This window comes from Mycobacterium simiae, from assembly GCF_008370645.1.
Lineage (GTDB): Bacteria > Actinomycetota > Actinomycetes > Mycobacteriales > Mycobacteriaceae > Mycobacterium > Mycobacterium simiae_A.
Window position 1 is genome coordinate 16,793 of record NZ_VTZN01000038.1, and the last position, 17,348, is coordinate 34,140.

The window sequence follows — 17,348 nt, forward strand, 5'->3', positions numbered from 1 at the left end:
GCCTGGTATTAGCTACCGGTTCCGTTGCAAGCGACGGCCACTGCCTCGTCAAAGGTCAATGAATCGCCTTGCTTCCAGGCCGCCTCGAATTCCTGCGGGTCCAGCTCTTCGCGGGCACAACGTTCGCACTCATCATGGAATCCACCCATGTGGGCGACCATAGTGACCCCGATAGCACGACCTACCGCAGCTGCGGCGGCCATGAGCACGGTGGCACGGCGTGAATTGTGGAGCGATCCTGCAACCCAGGCCAGTACCTCGAGCAACTGCGCACCCGTCATCGGATCGTTGACAACCCGAGAAAGCTGCAGGCCCTGCTGGAGCATTCGCTGGGCGCGTTGTGGCTGGCCTTGGAGCCAACGTCCAGTCCCAACGCCCGCCAACGCGCGGGCCCGATGCTGCGTCTCGCCGCGGGACTCGGCCAAGGCAAGCCCTTTTTCGAACCAGCGCACCGCTTCGTCTATGTCACCCATCAATTCGGCCACCCAGCCGCTGACCAACATTGCGGCAGCCTGCGTCTCAAAGTCGTCGGATGCGGTAAGAGCGCGCTGAAGACACTCGCGGGCGCGCTCAAACTCGCCGTCGAGCAACGCGACATAGGCGTCAGCGCAATCGACCTTGCCCCGCGCCTCTGGGTCGTCCACCACCTGCAGAAGCCGGCGCGCCTCGGCAAGCCGACTGCGAGCCGCTGCGGGTTCACCTTGGTTGACATCCGTTAGCGCGGCTTCGCCCAACGCTCGGATTCGCTGGCCGGTAGGTTCGCGCGGGGCAGCGTTCAACGCGAGATCCAGCCAGCGGCGCGCCTCGCTGAACATGCCGCGGGCAACCCAGATCGTTCGCATGTCGACCGTCATTTGAAGGGCGCTCGCCGGGTCGGCGGTCAGGCTGAACGTCAGCGCTTCGCGTAGGTTGGGCATCTCACAGTTGAGGCGCTCGATCCACTGGACTTGCCGCGGACCAAATGCTTCGGTCGATGCCTTGGCCAGCAGTTGTTGGTACCACTGGGCGTGACGTCGGCGCAACAGCAGGTATTCGTCGGTCTGGTCGATGCGTGCCGCGCCATAGTGGCGCAGTGTTTCCAGGAGCCGAAACCGCAGTACACCGTCACGCTCGGTGCGGATCAGAATCGACTTGTCCACCAATGCTGAGATCTCATCGAGCCAGTGGTCCCCGCTGAGGTCTGCACCGCAGACATCTCGCGCAGCGTGCGAGTCGAAGCTCCCGGCGAACACCGACAGTCGCCCCCACAGCTGCTGCTCGGTGCGGGTACAAAGGTCATAGCTCCAGTCCACACAACAGGCCAGAGTCTGCTGGCGGGGACGGGCGCCGCGCCGGCCGTGGGTGAGCAGCGAGTAGCGATCCGAGAGGCCGTCGGCGATCTCGTCTACCGACATCGCGCGCAGCCGCGCGACCGCCAGCTCGATCGCCAATGGCAAACCGTCGAGCCGTGCACATATGCCTGCAACCGCGGCCGAATTGTGTTCGGACAACGCAAAATCGGGCACAGCTGCGCGGGCACGCTGAATGAACAATTGCACCGCATCATAGCCAGCCAACGTACGCAGCGTCGGTTCCTCATCGGGGTCGGGGCAGCTGAGCGGGGCTAGCGGTAGCACCGATTCACCGTCGGCGTTGATGACTTCGCGGCTGGTCGCCAGGATATGTAGCTGCGGGCACTCCTGCAGCAGGAGGTCGACCAGTTTGGCCGCGTCGTCGATGATGTGTTCGCAGTTGTCGAGCACCACCAGCGCCTCGCGGCCGACGAGATAGTCGACGAGCACCTCGATCAGGGCTTTGGCGGATTGATCGCGCACCCCGAGCGCGGCAGCAACCACCTCCACCAACAACGCGCCCTCGCGCAGATCCGCTAGCTCAACTAGCCACACCCCATCGGGGAAGTCGGTTTGCGCCTCATGCGCGGCGTGCAACGCCAGGGTGGTTTTACCAACACCGCCTACTCCGGTCAGCGTCACCAGCCGCGACGCCGCTACCAACGCACGCAGCTGGGCCAACTCGGGGCGGCGGCCCACAAAGCCGTTGAGCGGCGCCGGAAGCCAGCCCGTCGTGCCACCGTGCCCCGAGCCCGTAGCCAGCGCGGGCGGCACCGCCTGGTCGGCTGGCTGGTAGCCCCGCGGCGCCATTTCATCGACGGCCAGGCTACGGTCGGCCTGGAGCCGCCGCAATGCCGCACTCAGCGCCTCCGCCGATGGTCGATCCGCGGGCTCACGCGCCATCGCGCTTGCCACCACCGCGGCCACGTCGGCGGGAACGCCGCGGTGGCGCAGGTCGGGCACCGGTTGCTGGGCGATGCGCACAAACTGGGCCACCACCTGCTCGCCTTCGCGCCGTTCAAAGGCCGCATGCCCGGTCAACGCCGCGAACAATGTCGCCCCCAGGCCATACACATCGCTGGCCGCGCTCGGAGCGTGACCGGCGAGAATCTCCGGGGCGGTAAACGCCGGCGAACCGGAAAACACCCCGGTTGTCGTCTTAAACGCGCCCGACACCCGTGAGATCCCGAAATCGGTCAACGCTGGCTCCCCGTAATCGGTGAGCAAAATGTTGGCGGGCTTGACATCGCGGTGCACAATGCCCAACCCATGGGCCGCCTTCAACGCCCCTGCCACCTTCACCCCCACCCGCAATACTTCGTCGACTTCCAGCGCCCCCAGCCGTGCGATGCGCCCCTGCAGACTCCCCCGCCGGCAGTGGGGCATCACCAAAAACGGATGACCGCCCACGGTCTCGCCGATCTGCAACACCGTCACAATGTTGGGATGCCCGGTCAGGCGGCCCATCGCCTGTTCCTCGCGCACAAAGCGGGGCCGATTCTCATTTACGCCGGCAGTCAGCACCTTGACCGCCACCACCCGGTCCAACCCAACCTGGTTGCAGCGATACACGATGCCGAACCCACCCCGGCCGATCTCAACGGCCCCGTCGAATCCCGCCGCGCTCAACTCCGCGACGACCGGATCGGCGCCTTCTCGCCATGTTGCGGAGAAGTCTTCAGCCATTACTGCATTCCCGCGCCCCGCACACCAAATACCGTAGTCTGCCAACGATAACTCACGTACCAACAATTGGATATCTTGCGGCAAGCATCACGGGCGAATGCCCGCGAAACGGGTGGCCATCGTAAGGTATGGGAAGTGGGCTGTCGATGTCGTCGCTGGTCGAGATCACCGCGAAGTTCGCCAAGACGTGCTGCACCACCAGGCGCTCGGCCGTGGGGTGGATGCTGCTGCGGACCAAACACAAGCGCTCAAGGACAAAGGTGGTGTTCGAGTGGGAACCCGATCGGCGGACCAGGCCGGCACCCTGAAGGGCCTCGGGAAGCTGCAGCAGGTGCCGGTCGGCACGGTCGTGATCCAGCGAAAAGTACCTTGCGAGTCGCTGTGGCTGGTCCAGACGGGCGAGTTTGCTGTGGTCCGCGACGATCGCGGTCCGCTCGACGCCGCCATCAAGGCGGGACCGGGTGACCTGCTTGGGCTCCTCGGCTTCGTTGACGGCCATCCCCCCTCGGCATCGGTGGTGGCGACCATGGCGTCGGAGGTATGGGAGATCCCGAACTCGGCCGTACGTGACCTAGCCAACGCAGACCCCCATTTCGCAGCGTGGTTCTATCTGGAGGTCTCCCGAGCCCTGACCTCGAACCTCCGCCGCAGTGAACACGATCTGCTCGACGCACTGTTCGAGGACCAACACCCCATCCGGCTCGGCAACGCAGCGGCCAAACTTCGATCCGATCGCAGGACCGGCGTCGAGGTCGCCCGGCTGAAAAACGCCATGCAGGACATCACATTGAGCGAGGCTGAGCTCGCCGCGCGCCGCACCATTGTCCGCAACGGCCTGCCACCAACCGGCCGCGGCGAGCAGATAGTGATAGTCGGTGCCGGCGTCGCCGGCCTTATCGCGGCCCGGGAGCTGCTCCGCGCTGGGTACGAGGTGGTGGTGCTCGAAGCCGGCCACCGCCTCGGCGGGCGCGTGTTCACCATCCGGGAGCCGTTCGCCGACGGGCTCTACGCCGAGGCGGGGGCGATGCGTCTCCCCACCGCACACGAGCTGCTGATGACCTATCTGGACGTCCTCGGCCTCAAGACCGAGCCGTTCATCGGCGAGACGCTCTACAGCCGCGTGTTCATGGACGGTCGCCTGCGTTTGATGCACGACGCGGCCGACCCCGATCCGCGTGTCATTGCGGTCCGCCAGCGCTGGCAGGAGGCCGTCGATCCCATCGTCGACCTCTACAAGTCGTCAAAGCGGGCCGGGGCTAACGCATGGCCGCAGATCCTCCAGGAGCACAACGAACTCACGCTGCGGGACTTCTTGGTCGAGTCGTGCTGGCCCGAAGATGACATCGAGCTCTTCGGTCGCGTCGGCCTGGGGATGGGCGGGTTTGCATCGCTGATGACCATCGCGTTCTGCGAGATACTCGGTCTGGTCATCCGTGGCGTCGAGTCCAATCAGCTTACCATCGTCGGTGGGTCTGACCGGCTTCCGAACGCGTTGGCCGACGCCCGCTTCCTGCATCGGCAGGGCACCGTACGCGACCACTTACGCTACGGCGCGCGGGTGATCGCGCTGCGCCAGGACGACCACTCGGTCACCGTCCGATACAAAGCGGCGAGTGGCATCGGGGAGATCACTGGCGCGCACGCGATCGTCGCGGCGCCGTTTCCCATGCTCAACCATGTCGACTTCGACCCGCCGCTGTCCGACGCGAAGCGCCGCGCGATCCGCGAGCTGCACTACCTTTCCGCGACCAAGATTTTCCTGCAGTGCCGGCGGCGGTGCTGGGACACCGAGGATCCGTCGACCCGGCTGCTCGGGGCGGTCGTGACGGACACGCCGATCCGCCAGTGCTTCTTCCCCGGCCCCACCCCCGGCACCGAACGGGGTGTTGTACTCGCGTCCTACACCTGGGAACGCGACGCACGGTTTTGGGCATCGTTACCTTCCAGCGACCGGCTGACGCTCGCTATCGACAACATTGCCGAGTTCCTACCCGCGATCCGCGACGAAGTCGAGGCCGGCGCAGTGGTGTCCTGGGACGACCCAAACATGCACACTGGCGGCGCCATTCCGCTGCTCGACCCGGGCCAGCTGGGCGTGCTGTTCAAGCCGGCGCAGCAACCCGAGGGCCGCATCCACTTCGCCGGCGATCACACCAGCGCAGACCACGGCTGGATCGAAGGGGCGATCGAATCCGGGCTCCGTGCCGCCGCCGAAGTCGCCTCCCGCTGTCACGCCGGCCAGAATTGACATTTCCGGGCATGACATTTCCGGGCATGACATTTCAATGAGCGGCGCTAAGCGCTCGTCCGTAGGCAGCAGCCCCGATCGCCGCGAGCCGGCACGTGCCCGCCGCCGACGCCGTGGTGTCCAGTGGGCAGTCGTCGGCCACGGCCGCATCGCCGATGACCGCGCCTGATCGGAGCGTCTGCTCCGTGCCGGACGCCGTGTCAACCTCGACCTCGCCCTGCATAAGGATCCAGATCACTTCGGCGCGGTCACCGACCCGGGTGATCAACTCACCGCCGTCGGCCACAAATAAGTCGGCAGTATCCACCAGCGTGTCGACCACCTCCTGTGAAGCCTCCTCGAGTCCCCGAACGTTCCCGATCATGCTCCGCAAGTTCTCTCGGTCACCCACCCCCGGCCTCTCCTCGATCGGTCGGGGCCGGCGGTTTGGATCGGTGCCGACACGAAGATCGGCAAGCCGGGCCAGCGCCGTGCCTGTCGGGCCGTCCGGAGCCACAGCTGCGACGAAGTTCGCCCGATCGATCTCGACCACCTCGACCGACGACACCGACCGCACCGTCGCCGTTCGGGTCGTGTCGCGCAACAAGGCCACCTCGCCAAAGCCGCTGCCCCGACCGAGTGAGGCCACGCGCACCCCATTGACGAAGACGTCGACATGGCCGCTCACGATGGCGTAGTACGCCATCGCGGGAGCTCCCTGCTCAACGATGTCGGTGCCGGGGTCGAACGTCCGGCGGCGTGCCGAGGCCGCAAGCATGTCCAGCGGGGCCAACCCGAGGGTGGCAAAGGCAGCCTGTGCAGCGATCAGTCTGACCAGGCGCTCCCGATCAGCGGCCGCATCATCGAGCTTCGAGAACCACCACATCGAACCGAGCGCCACGACCGGGATGGCGAGCCCACTTACGACGAGCGCGGCGTCCAGCCCGAGCCACATCACCAGCACAGGAGCTACGGTCGACCCGAGAGCAAGCATCCCGTTGCTGAGGCTCTCCATGATCCCCAGCACACGTGCCCGGTGAGCATCATCGGCGTTGCGCTGGATGAGCGTGACCCCCGCCGCGTCCGCGGCTACCAGCAATGCGCCACGGACCACGATGAACGCAATCACGACCCACGCGAGGTTGCTCACGGGCGTGAGCGCGAGGAATACGCCCCCGCCAGCAAGTGCGACCCCGTACGTCTTTCCTGCTCCTCCGCCGCGCCGCACGAGCGGGGCGGTGACTATGGTGCCCAAGAGACCGCCTGCCCCCAGTGCCCCCAGCAGGATGCCGACGTTGTCCCCGCCGCTGCCCATGGTGTCCTTGGCGAGCAGCACGAACAGTGGGACCGAGATACCGCGTACCAACATCTGCAACGCAGTGAACCCGACCACGGCAGCGAGGCTCGGCTTGGTGCTGGCTGCCCGGAAACCCGACCAGACGTCGCTCGCCCGTCGGTGTGTTCGGGGCTTCGACCCGGCGGGAAGGCGCGCATAAAGGAATGCCGCGCCGACAAAGAACCCCGCCGCGGCACTATAGACCCCGGCACCTGCAGCCGCGGCACACAAATAGCCACCGAGCAGCGATCCCACCATCATCCCGCCGATGAACATGACGCTCACCAGTGTGTTGGACGCCGCCAGCTGGCGGGCGTCGCTAGCGAGCTGCGGCAGGAGCGCGCCCTGCGCGGGCCGGATTCCGGTGCTAATCGCCGCATCGACAGCCGCGAGCGCAAACAGTACACCGAGGCCAGAGCCGCCGAGAATCGCCAGGGCGGACACGAAGAGCACGAAACCACGAGCGGCGGCCGAGACGGCCAGCACGTCCCGCCGGCGGAAATGGTCTCCAAATGCGGCCACAAACGGCGCGGCTACGGCCGCGGGGCCCATCCTCGCCAAGCCAGCCAGGCCGACGGCCATCGATCCGCCGTGGTCGAACGCGATCACCAACAACGCAGTGAGATACGCCCACTCCGCGGCCATGACCGCAGACCATGCCGTTAGGATGCGCCGCAGTTCCCGATGCCGCCACGCCGCGACATAGGCCGTCGTGACACTCACCCTCGCCCCATTCACCAAATAATGCACATGACCGGCCCGGTCCATCTTTGCGCCGTTCCGCACGTCTTCGGTCCCTACCGCGCGGTATCTGCGAAATACTATCGAACACACCAATCACAGCAAGGGTTCCGCACATACTCACCTGAGCCCGCTCCGCCCAACCCGTAGACTAAACCGTAGCGGCGAAGCTGGTTGCCGCCGCTAAGCTCAATCTAGCCAACGAATTCCACGGCGCGATGCGCCATCATCACGATTGTCGCGTGCGGACCGCGGCTGGGGACTACCGGCAGAATGGACCCGTCGATTACCCAGAGGTTTTCGATGCCCCGGACCCGACACCGATGGTCGACCACGGCTCGCGGGTCACCGTCGGTGCCCATCGGCGCGCTACCACACAAATGCTGCGACGTCGACCACACGATTGGACCCATATGCGTTGTAGCACAGCATAATTCGCGCGCCAATTCACTCCCCTGCCGCAGGGCCGCAATGTCAGCGGGCTCACTGTCGTAGCGGTGCTCGATACGAATGGGTACCTGTGGACTGGACGACACCAACGTGATGCGCCCCCGCGCCCGTGGCCGCATGAGCGCCACCCCGATATGTGGCCAGTCGCGTTGCCCGGCGGTTCCGTCGCCGGTCATCGCGACGAAACCACCAGTGTATGGCCGGATCTCGAGGCCATCTGCGGTGCTCAGCACAACCTCCAACACCGGCCGATCCACCGCCGCCGCCCAGCTCGTCGGCATCACCCATTCGGGGTGGTCGCTGCATCCCATCCCAACCGGCAACGCCGCCACCATTTCTACGCCGGCGGCCCGCAGTATTGCTTCCTCGCCAATGCCCGAAAGCATCAGCAGCTGCGCGGTCTGAATGGATCCGGCGCACAACACGATTCGATCTGCAGTTAGTGTTGTCGGACCTGCCGGGCCGATCGCATCGACGCCCACCGCCGTCGTAGCGGAAAAGCGCACCCGCACCGCCCGCGTCCGCGCCACCAATGCAAGGTTGAGTCTGCTAAGCGCGGGTATCAGGTAGCCGGCCCCCGGGCTGATGCGCACGCCGTCAATAATGTTGAGCGGTATCGCGCCTACCCCTGACGGCAGTTCGGGCCCAACATCGTTGAGGTCGGCGATCCACGCGAGCCCCGCACGCTGGGTCGCGGCGACGAACGATTCAGTGGCACCCGTCATGTCGTGTATTCGACGAACCCGTATCGGGCCCCTATCGCCGTGGCAGGGTGTGTCGAAATCCAGGTCCGTCTCGATAGCCCGGAAGTGGTCGAGGACGTCAGACCATCCCCAGCCGGGTATCTGGTTACGGTCGAAGTCCGCGGGCAACGCGCGGCAGAAGTAGCCGCCGTTGACCGCGCCGGAACCACCGACCGTCGCGCCGCGCACGATGGGCAGCGTGCGCGCCGGTCGATCGGTGATCGTCGTCAGATAGCGCTGCACAAGCGGACTGCCCGCTCCTATTGGCAGCTGCAGCCCATTGGCAGTCTGAGCCAGTAACTGAGGATCGTCGAGTCCGGGGCCGGCCTCGAGCACGGTCACCAGGCAATCGGGATCGGCAGAAAGGCGCTCGGCAACAACCGATCCAGCGCTGCCCGCACCGACGATCAGCACATCACTGTGCCGGGCGGCCGCGGTCAAGGCGCGCGCTACGTCCGGATCCGCGGCTTGAGCGCGGCGAGATTGCGTTCTCGTAGTACCCCGTACCACAGGCCGATCCCATAGGCCAAGTCATCGACCCGCTTGAGCAACAGGAAGGTCAGCAACCCGATCGGCTCGGCGTCATCGTCGCAGGCATCGCGGCGGCGCAGCCAGTCCACCACCCCGTCGACGATCGCCGCTATCAGAAAGACCCGCCGACAGTGCCGGGACAGTATGGCCGCCGCCAATGCCACCGGCCAATAATGCCGACAAAGGGCCGACGCCAATTGCAGCGCTGCCGACCACATACCGCGGGTGGCGATCACGACCACATCCTTTAAGGAGGTCTCGGTGTTGCGGATGGCCTTGGCTATCCGGCGACCCGTCAGCACGGCGATGACCAACGACGCCAACTGAACGATGCCGGTGCCGAACGACATCAGGATCCAGGCCAATAATGCCCAGCCAGAAATCACCACCGGGGCGGTTTTGTCGGGGTGGCGGACCGACAACGGAGCAGCTGAACCGCCGTAAAACGCCTTACGTGCTAGCCAGTCCCGCAATTCGGTGCGATGGTCGTGGGCGACCAGCGCGATCGGCTCGTATCGCAACCGGGCGCCGGCTTCAATGAGCCGCCAGCACAAGTCGACGTCTTCTCCAGAGTGCAGCGTCTCGTCGAACCCGCCAACGTCTCGGATGGCCGAGCTGCGGCAGATGATAGCGGCACTGGGAACGTAGGACACCGTGCTGTGCGGTAACACCGGCGCTTCCCGTTGACCGAGGTCGAGTGACGAATGCACCGCCTCATAGCGGGCTACCACATTCTCGCTTTGGGCTAGACCGACGATGCGGGGCGCGACCAACGCGACGGTCGGGTCGCAGAAGTGGCCGAGCAGAGCCTCCAGCCAGCCGCGCCGGGGTGTCACGTCGGAATCCAGGAAGGCGACGAAGTCGGTGGTGCAGGCGGCCAGCCCGGTGTTTCGCGCCGCCGCCGGCCCCTTGCTGCGGGTGTGATGCAGCACTTCTATGTCGCAGTGTGCACCGGCGAAGTCATCCAGCTCGATCGGATATGACGAGCCGTCATCGACGACGATGACGCGCAGCCCCCGTAATGAAGTCACCAACCGCCGGAGGCCAGATGCGTTGTTTCGTACCGGTATAACGACCGTGACGTCACGGTATGACGGACCGCCCGCCGGGCGCGGATGGGCCACCGTCGCGTCCAGCAGGGTGCGGGCCAGCTGGGCACTGCGCTCGTCGCAAACCTTGAGGCGACCGTCGGACAGCATGCCTCGGGCGATGGGAGCCAGCCGTAGCAACCGCGTCGGCGAGCCACCGATTAGCGCCGAGCCGTCGCCGAGCACCCGCACACGGCGGTCAACCTGAACAGCGAACCCATCCGGTAGCCGGGTCGCCGTCATCTCAACATCCCGTCAGACCCGGGCGCCCACCGAGCCACACGATGCACACAATCGTCGACCATCTCCGTGAAGATCCTTCGTCCCTCGGCTGCGGTCGCCGTGGTCGGGTCCCCCAGCACTCCCGTCTCGCTAACCGCCGCGACACCGCCGCGGCGCATCAATGGCAGCAGCTCGGCCAGCGGCGCCTGGTTGCCGGCGAGCAACCGGTCGGTCAATACGTCAGCCGGCGCAACATGCAGCAACACCGATGTTTCAGCGTGGCCGGCATGGGCGTCACCGGCCGCGGAGCTGCACGGGCACCACCCGGCATCGCGACCTTCGGATCGCAGCAGGCTCACTGCGCGGATCAATGCGGCGATGTTGCCGCCGTGGCCGTTGACGAAGACCAGACGCTGAGCCCAGCAAGTGGCGGAACGCCCGTACTCGATCAACAGTGTGGCCAGGGCTTCGGTCCCGATCGAGATCGTTCCCGGGAAGCTTTGGTGCTCACCGCTGGCGCCGTAGGCGATGGCCGGTGCCACCAGCCAATCGAGGCGTTGGGCGACCGCCCGGGTTACCGACGTCGCGATCCGAGTGTCGGTATCCAACGGCAGATGGGGACCGTGCTGTTCAGTGGACCCCAGTGGGATCATTATTGACGTCGAGGTGGATATTGATACTTGCCTCGACGTCACGCTCCCCAGTTCGCCGAGTACGGGCACTCGCCGATGGTAGGACGAATTCACCTGGTGTGCACCAATTGTTGCCTTACCTATTGATTTTTTTTCGGTTCCGCAAGCGCTAGCGGTCGTGAACTCTGCTCGTTCGTCACGGGCGCCACGCCCGTATCAGGACTTTCAGTGTGTGAGCTACACAGCCAACTGGCGGGTGAAGCCGTCGGGAACCAAGATGTCGTCCGGGCCCAGATCGTGGATCGAGGCGTGGCCCAGACCCATCAACGCCGAGTCGATACCGCCGCGCAGGATGTCAAGGACGTTCTCGACGCCGGGTTGTCCGGCGGCGGCCAGACCCCACAAGTACGCGCGGCCAATCATCACCGCACGGGCGCCCAGCGCGACCGCCTTGACGACATCGCCGCCCCGCCGGATGCCGCCGTCCAGCAGCACCTCGACCTGATCACCGACGGCCGCGGCGACCGCGGGAAGGGCGCGAATCGACGCGGGTGTGCCGTCCAGGTTGTTGCCGCCGTGGTTGGACACCGAGATCGCTGAAACACCGGCATCTACGGCCCGTTTGGCATCGTCGACCCGCATCACGCCCTTGAGCATGAATTGCCCGCCCCACAATTCCCGCAGCCAGGCGATGTCTTCCCAGGTCGGCGGCGGTGTTGCCATCCACTGGCCGTAGGCGGCAAAAAACGGTGGGCCGGGCTCGCCGCGCCGGCCCTGGTTGGGCACCCGCAGGTCCGGCGGTCGCATCGTCTTGCCGAACTTCCACAGCCACCGCGGCTTGGTGATCGCCTCTGGCGACAACCGCAGGATGGTCCGCAGGTTCATCGCTTCGGGGATCTTGGGGCTGCCCCAGTCGCGCCCGTGCGAGAACGTCCAGTCGGTGGTGACGATCAAGCCGACCGCGCCGGCCTGCCGCGCCCGTTCGACCCGCTCGGCGATCGCGTCGCGCCCCCCCAGCCAGTAGACCTGGAAGAAGATCTTGGGGTTGGCCGCGATAACTTCCTCGATCGGCTTGCTGGCGAACGAGGACAATCCCAGCGCCGTGCCCCGCGCCGCCGCGGCCCGCGCGACAGCGACTTCGCCATCTGGATCGACCGCCTGCACGCCCGTCGGCGAGATGATCACCGGTAGCGAAATATCTTGCCCCATAATCGTCGTCGACAAGTCGCGCTTTTCCGTCGCGCCAACGACGTGTGGCGCAAAGCCCAGTTCACTGAACGCTGCGACATTGTCGGCGACCGTGATTCCCTTTTCGCTAGCCGCAATCAGGGACGAGTAAACGGATTTCGGTAGCCGCCGCCGCGCGCGTTGCTGTGCGATCGCTACCGTTTCAAACCATTCATCGGCCATAGCTACACCGGACTTTCGTTGCAGAGCCGGGCCGGCGGTCGCACCGTCAGCGTGAGCGGTACCGGCGCGCTGATCCGCCGGCCCCTGGAGTGGTCGACGCGGGGTCGCGGAGTGTCACGCTCGCGCGCCAGTGCCGGCGCGGAGTGACCCTGGACGCACTCGGGGTCCGGACCGTCCAGCGGCAGGCTGGTGAAGAATTTCGCCGCCATGCAACCACCCCGGCAGCTGTCGTAGTGCCCGCAACTGGAGCAGGCTCCCGCGGATTGCGGCTGACGCAGCTCACGAAACAGCGGTGCGTTCTTCCAGACTCTGTCAAAACCGCCGTCGGACAATATGTTTCCGGCCAGGAAGCGGTCATGGATGGCGAACGGGCACGCGTATACGTCGCCTACCGGGTCGATCAGACACACCACCCGGCCGGCCCCGCACATGTTCAGGCCGGCCAGCGCGCCGGACTGGCCGAGCGGCGCGAGATGGAAGAAAGAGTCGCCGGTGAGCACTCGTTCTCCCTTGGCAACGAGCCACTCGTAAAGCTGCACCTGCTGGGCCGCGCTAGGGTGCAGGTCGTCCCAGACATCCGCGCCCCGCCCCGACGGACGCAGCCGCGTGACGCGCAGAGTCGCATCGTAACGGCTTGCCAGGGCTGCGAATTCGTCGAGCTGGTCGACATTGTGGCGGGTGACAACCACCGAGATCTTCGCATTGGAGAAGCCCGCCTCGGCAAGGTTTTCCAGCGCGCGCACCGCCACGTCGAACGAGCCGCCGCCGCGCACCGCGTCATTGCCTGCCGCGGTCGCGCCGTCCAGGGAAATCTGAACATCGACGTAGTCGCTGGCGGCCAGTCGCGCGGCCACCTCAGCAGAGATCCGCACGCCGTTGGTGGAGAACTTCACACCGACGTGATGTTCGGTGGCGTAGTCCACCAGATCCCAAAAGTCCGGGCGCACAGTGGGTTCGCCACCACCGATGTTCACATAGAACACCTGCATACGTTCCAGCTCGTCAATGATGTCCTTGCATTGGCGCGTGGACAATTCACGCGGATCCCGTTTACCCGAGGACGAAAGGCAATGCACGCACGCCAGGTTGCAGGCGTAGGTTAGCTCCCAGGTCAGGCAGATGGGCGCGTCCAGTCCGTGTTCGAACTGCTCGATGAGTCGGGGTACCATCACTTGTCCTCCTGAGGCACCAGCATGTTGGAACCGGCCAGCACACCCAGCGCATGCAGGTATGGGTCCTGATCGCAGTTGTCGACCCCGGCGGCACAGCACGCGGACCGGACGTCGGGATGATCGGCCAGCGACTGCACCACGGTGAGGATGGTGCGGTTCTTCAGGAACGACAGCTTACGAGTACCAAAGTGATAGAGCAGCGCGCCAAAAGGCTCGGGTCGAACAGCCACCTTTGGGTGCAACCGCCAGCCACGATCGGGGTCGAACACGCCGGTCAGTAGACCCCGCACATGCCGTCGATGGAAACCTCTTCAACCAGGGTCTCGGTGACGAGCTCGGTGTCTGTCTCGGTCTCGTGGTCCATGTGAATAGCCTTTCGCTAAGGGACTCGACATCGATCGGTCGACCTGGACACAATATGGCATCGAGTGCCGAAACGAAAGGGCGGGTCTGATGCTGCACGACTCGCGAGTGGGCCGGCGCCGTTCGACGACACCGGATCGCATCAGCAACGTTGCCATCGACTTGTTTGCCGCCCAGGGGTTCGCCGAGGTCAGCGTCGACGATGTCGCGCGGGCGGCCGGCATCGCGCGCCGCACCCTATTTCGCTACTACGCCTCCAAAAACGCCATTCCATGGGGGGATTTCGACACCCACCTGGCACACCTGCGCGATCTGCTCGACAGTATCGATCCGCGAGTACCGTTGCGCGACGCGCTGCGCGCCGCGCTGTTGGCGTTCAACACCTTCGACGAGGGTGAGACCATCCGGCATCGCCAGCGCATGCGAGTCATCCTGCAAACCCCTGACCTACAGGCGTACTCGATGACCATGTACGCCGGCTGGCGAGAGGTGATCACCGAGTTCGTCGCGCGCCGGACGGGCGCCAAATCGACCGACCTGGCGCCCCAGACCGTCGCTTGGACGATGCTCGGGGTCGCACTGAGCGCCTACGAGCACTGGCTGAGCGACGAATCCGTCGCATTGCCCGAGGCGCTCGGCGACGCGTTCGACGTCGTCGGCGCCGGACTGGACCGGCTCGACCCATGAACTCCGAGCACCTGCTGCACACCCTGCGATCCCAAGGGCGGTTCTGCACCTCGTCCGGCTCGCCGATGTACGGCGAGCTGCTCGAGCTGGTGGCCGCCGACGTCGAAGCCGGCGGCGTTTTCGCGACGATTCTGTCAGGCCACCAACATGTTTCGGCTCGCCAAGCGGTGCCGCTGCGGCTGCTCGGCGGCCTGCACCGGTTGGTACTCGACGGCCACGCACCGGGATTGCGCCGCTGGTATCCCAGCACCGGCGGTACCTGGAACGCCCTGACCGCCTGGCCCGAAATACGTTGCGTCGCAGTCGATCACGCGGACACGTTGCGCGCTGCTCTGGCTCAGCCGCCACAGACCAACGAAGTGGGCCGATCCGCCGCGCTGATCGGCGGGTTGCTGCGAATCAACCACGGATTCGACTTGCCGATACGGCTTTTCGAAATCGGGTCGAGCGCCGGACTGAACCTGCGGGCAGACCGGTACCACTATCGCTACCCCGGCGGGCAATGGGGGCCGCCCGATTCGCCGGTGACGATCGACGATGCGTGGCTTGGCGCATTGCCGCCGCAAGGGGCGGTGCGGATCGTCGAGCGGCACGGCTATGACATCGCGCCCATCGACGTCACCGGCGCCGACGGGGAGATGACCGTGTTGAGCTACGTCTGGCCCGACCAGGAGGCGCGCATGCGCAGGTTGCGTGGTGCCATCGCGGTCGCCCGCAGCACCCCGGCGCGGCTAGAGCCGCGGACGGCAGCCGAGGCGGTCGCCGCGCTGGCTCTGGCCGACGGCGCATTGACCGTGTTATGGCATTCGATCACCTGGCAGTACCTTTCCGCTGATGAACAGGCCGCGGTCATCACGTCGATCGATGCACTGGCCGGCCAAGCCGATGCCCGGTCACCGTTCGCGCACCTCACCCTCGAGCCCGCTCGGGACGGGCCGGGCGCTCCGATCAAGTTCCTCGTGCAGGCTGCCAGCTGGCCAGGTGGCGAGTCGCAGCTTCTCGGGGAATGCCATCCGCACGGCCCACCGGTGAACTGGCAGTAGCTTTTTCGCTGCCCCCGTCGGAGTTTGGGTCGCAACCACGACGATAAGAGTGTGAGCCCAACCGGACCACGATCGCAATGCCGTCAGCGAAGCCGGCCACGCCCTGCTAGCGCTTACAACGACGCATTGCCGGTGGTGGACGGATATTTCGCCCGGCGTTGTGGCGATCGCGGGACGCCGAAGATCTGAACTCGGTGACTTTCTTGGCGGCGATGGATGCCACCCGCAACAGCGACCCGCCGCCGATGGCCATTTCGTGATTGCGCGGTGTGGCGCGGCACAACCTAGCCGACCACCATCGGCGCCGGCATGACCGGTTCGAGGTGTCGGTCGCAGAGCCGCCGGAGCCGGTGGACGCCTCGAACGTCCGGGATGACTGGGATGCCGAGCTGGATCGCCTGGTCGCCCCGGCTTACTAAGGCACATCGCACGGTGCTGGCGCTGCGCGACATGGACGACTGCAGCGTCGGTGAATGCGCCCGAAAGGTGTCCAGAACGCATATCCGAAAAGGGGGGCACGCCAGCCCTATCTCAGGGTGGCCAAGGCACGGGCGGCCATCGCTTGGCACACCGATGCCTTGGGCGCGGTGTCGTTGGTGGGCCAATAGTGATGGACGACGGGCGAATTGGGATCGCCGAGATCGAGATCGCCGGTTGAGTGATGTATCTGGCCGACGAGTACCCCGAGTTCGGACTGAAATCCCCCGCACCGGAGGCGGTTTCGGTTCAGCCTGATGCTGCGCGTCGCTGACCGGACCCGTTGGCGCACCGATCTAGTATCGGTGATATCGGCTAACGCGGTCGGCAACGTCGTACTACCTACGCACATCAACCGCGGTAACGCCGACCGCAGCAGACCGCTCACCGAAATCGACACCGTCTCGCTCTGCTGGACCGGTAGTGTGCCCGCACGGCTTTTGGGCGCTGCGTCAGCCTGAGAAGTGGGTATCACGCCCGTGAGACCCGCGGCGATGAGCAGTCAGACGGAGGCCGAAGCCGTCCGGCCGGAATTGCCCAGGCATGCGCCACTGAGGACCGACCCGACGCAACCGCCGAACCCTGATCAGCTACGGCAGTAGCCGGCTGAGGTTAAACAAGCCCGACACTCGAGAGCCCATGTTGAAGAAGCCCGAATTCAAGCCACTAAGGACCGAGGGAAACGCGGGCGGGACACCGGTGTTGCCAATGCCCGAGGTCTGGCCATTCACTAGAGTGCCGCCGCTGGCCGTGTTGAAAAAGCCCGACATCGAGCCGGCGCCGGGACCGGTGGCTGTGTTGAAAAAGCCCGACGTGGCCGTACCGGTGTTGTTGAAGCCCGAGTTCATCATGTCGCTGTTGGTGATCATGCCGATGCCCGTGTTCACGTTGCCCGAATTCCAGAAGCCCGTGTTGGCGAAGCCGGAATTTCCGTTGCCCGTGTTCGCGAACCCGGAGTTCCCGAAGCCCGTGTTCAGTGCGCCCGCGTTCCCGATGCCGGTGTTGGAGGTGTCGGTGTTTCCGACGCCGGTGTTGAAGAGGCCCGAGTTCCCGACGCCGGTGTTGCCCGCGCCTGCGTTCCCGAGGCCGATGTTGGCGCCACCGGAGTTGCCGAAGCCCAGGTTGTTGAACTGGCCTGGCGTCAGGGTATTGAAGCCGGTGTTGAAAATGCCGATGTTGCCGTCACCGGAGTTGAAGAAGCCGATGTTG

At 65.6% G+C, this 17,348-nt stretch carries 12 protein-coding genes and 3 pseudogenes; 5 read left to right on the forward strand and 10 right to left on the reverse strand.

The annotated features are described in order from the left end of the window. Positions 1-8: 8 nt before the first annotated feature. Entirely contained in the window at positions 9-3,017 is a 3,009-nt protein-coding gene (locus tag F0Q45_RS08805) for a protein kinase domain-containing protein (protein ID WP_149653577.1), read from the reverse strand. Between the two features lie 97 nt (positions 3,018-3,114). Here F0Q45_RS08805 and F0Q45_RS08810 point away from each other — a divergent pair, with 97 nt between their 5' ends. Further along, the gene (locus F0Q45_RS08810; RefSeq protein WP_149653578.1) at positions 3,115-5,265 is read left to right on the forward strand and encodes an FAD-dependent oxidoreductase; all 2,151 of its coding nucleotides are present in this window, start codon (positions 3,115-3,117) and stop codon (positions 5,263-5,265) included. Positions 5,266-5,299: 34 nt separating this feature from the next. On the opposite strand, the gene F0Q45_RS08815 is transcribed toward F0Q45_RS08810, so the two are convergent. The 8 genes from F0Q45_RS08815 to mftA form a co-directional block, all read right to left on the reverse strand. Then, entirely contained in the window at positions 5,300-7,303 is a 2,004-nt protein-coding gene (locus tag F0Q45_RS08815; RefSeq protein ID WP_188112845.1) for an MFS transporter, read from the reverse strand. Between the two features lie 212 nt (positions 7,304-7,515). After that, positions 7,516-8,955, reverse strand: coding sequence for a mycofactocin dehydrogenase MftG (gene mftG / locus F0Q45_RS08820; RefSeq protein ID WP_149653580.1), 1,440 nt, complete (start codon positions 8,953-8,955; stop codon positions 7,516-7,518). An 8-nt stretch (positions 8,956-8,963) separates the two neighbouring features. Beyond that, complete coding sequence (mftF, locus tag F0Q45_RS08825) at positions 8,964-10,376, reverse strand: mycofactocin biosynthesis glycosyltransferase MftF (RefSeq protein WP_149653581.1); 1,413 nt, start codon at positions 10,374-10,376, stop codon at positions 8,964-8,966. Next, entirely contained in the window at positions 10,373-11,101 is a 729-nt protein-coding gene (gene mftE, locus F0Q45_RS08830; RefSeq protein WP_149653582.1) for a mycofactocin biosynthesis peptidyl-dipeptidase MftE, read from the reverse strand. Before mftE ends, mftF begins: the two co-directional genes overlap by 4 nt. 123 nt (positions 11,102-11,224) lie before the next feature. Then, on the reverse strand, positions 11,225-12,397 hold the full coding sequence (gene mftD, locus F0Q45_RS08835; protein ID WP_149653583.1) for a pre-mycofactocin synthase MftD: 1,173 nt from the start codon (positions 12,395-12,397) through the stop codon (positions 11,225-11,227). Between the two features lie 2 nt (positions 12,398-12,399). Beyond that, complete coding sequence (mftC, locus tag F0Q45_RS08840; protein WP_149653591.1) at positions 12,400-13,566, reverse strand: mycofactocin radical SAM maturase; 1,167 nt, start codon at positions 13,564-13,566, stop codon at positions 12,400-12,402. Further along, complete coding sequence (mftB, locus tag F0Q45_RS08845) at positions 13,566-13,859, reverse strand: mycofactocin biosynthesis chaperone MftB (protein ID WP_149653584.1); 294 nt, start codon at positions 13,857-13,859, stop codon at positions 13,566-13,568. The genes mftC and mftB overlap by 1 nt, the downstream gene beginning before the upstream one ends. Continuing rightward, positions 13,844-13,933 (reverse strand): mycofactocin precursor MftA, encoded by a 90-nt coding sequence (mftA, locus tag F0Q45_RS08850; protein WP_149653585.1) that lies wholly within the window; start codon positions 13,931-13,933, stop codon positions 13,844-13,846. The genes mftB and mftA overlap by 16 nt, the downstream gene beginning before the upstream one ends. Positions 13,934-14,022: 89 nt before the next feature. Here mftA and mftR point away from each other — a divergent pair, with 89 nt between their 5' ends. From mftR to F0Q45_RS29155, 4 genes and pseudogenes are all read left to right on the forward strand, one after another. Continuing rightward, entirely contained in the window at positions 14,023-14,619 is a 597-nt protein-coding gene (mftR, locus tag F0Q45_RS08855; protein ID WP_149653586.1) for a mycofactocin system transcriptional regulator, read from the forward strand. Then, positions 14,616-15,662: a DUF2332 domain-containing protein gene (locus F0Q45_RS08860; RefSeq protein ID WP_149653587.1), complete on the forward strand. Its 1,047-nt coding sequence runs from the start codon at positions 14,616-14,618 to the stop codon at positions 15,660-15,662. Before mftR ends, F0Q45_RS08860 begins: the two co-directional genes overlap by 4 nt. Before the next feature lie 126 nt (positions 15,663-15,788). Then, a pseudogene (locus F0Q45_RS29150) lies at positions 15,789-16,160 on the forward strand (RNA polymerase sigma factor); the annotation flags it as partial. Between the two features lie 11 nt (positions 16,161-16,171). Beyond that, positions 16,172-16,414, forward strand: a pseudogene (locus F0Q45_RS29155) (VOC family protein); the annotation flags it as partial. Positions 16,415-16,729: 315 nt separating this feature from the next. Here the strand turns inward: F0Q45_RS29155 and F0Q45_RS08875 are convergent. Beyond that, positions 16,730-17,348, reverse strand: a pseudogene (locus tag F0Q45_RS08875) (hypothetical protein); the annotation flags it as partial.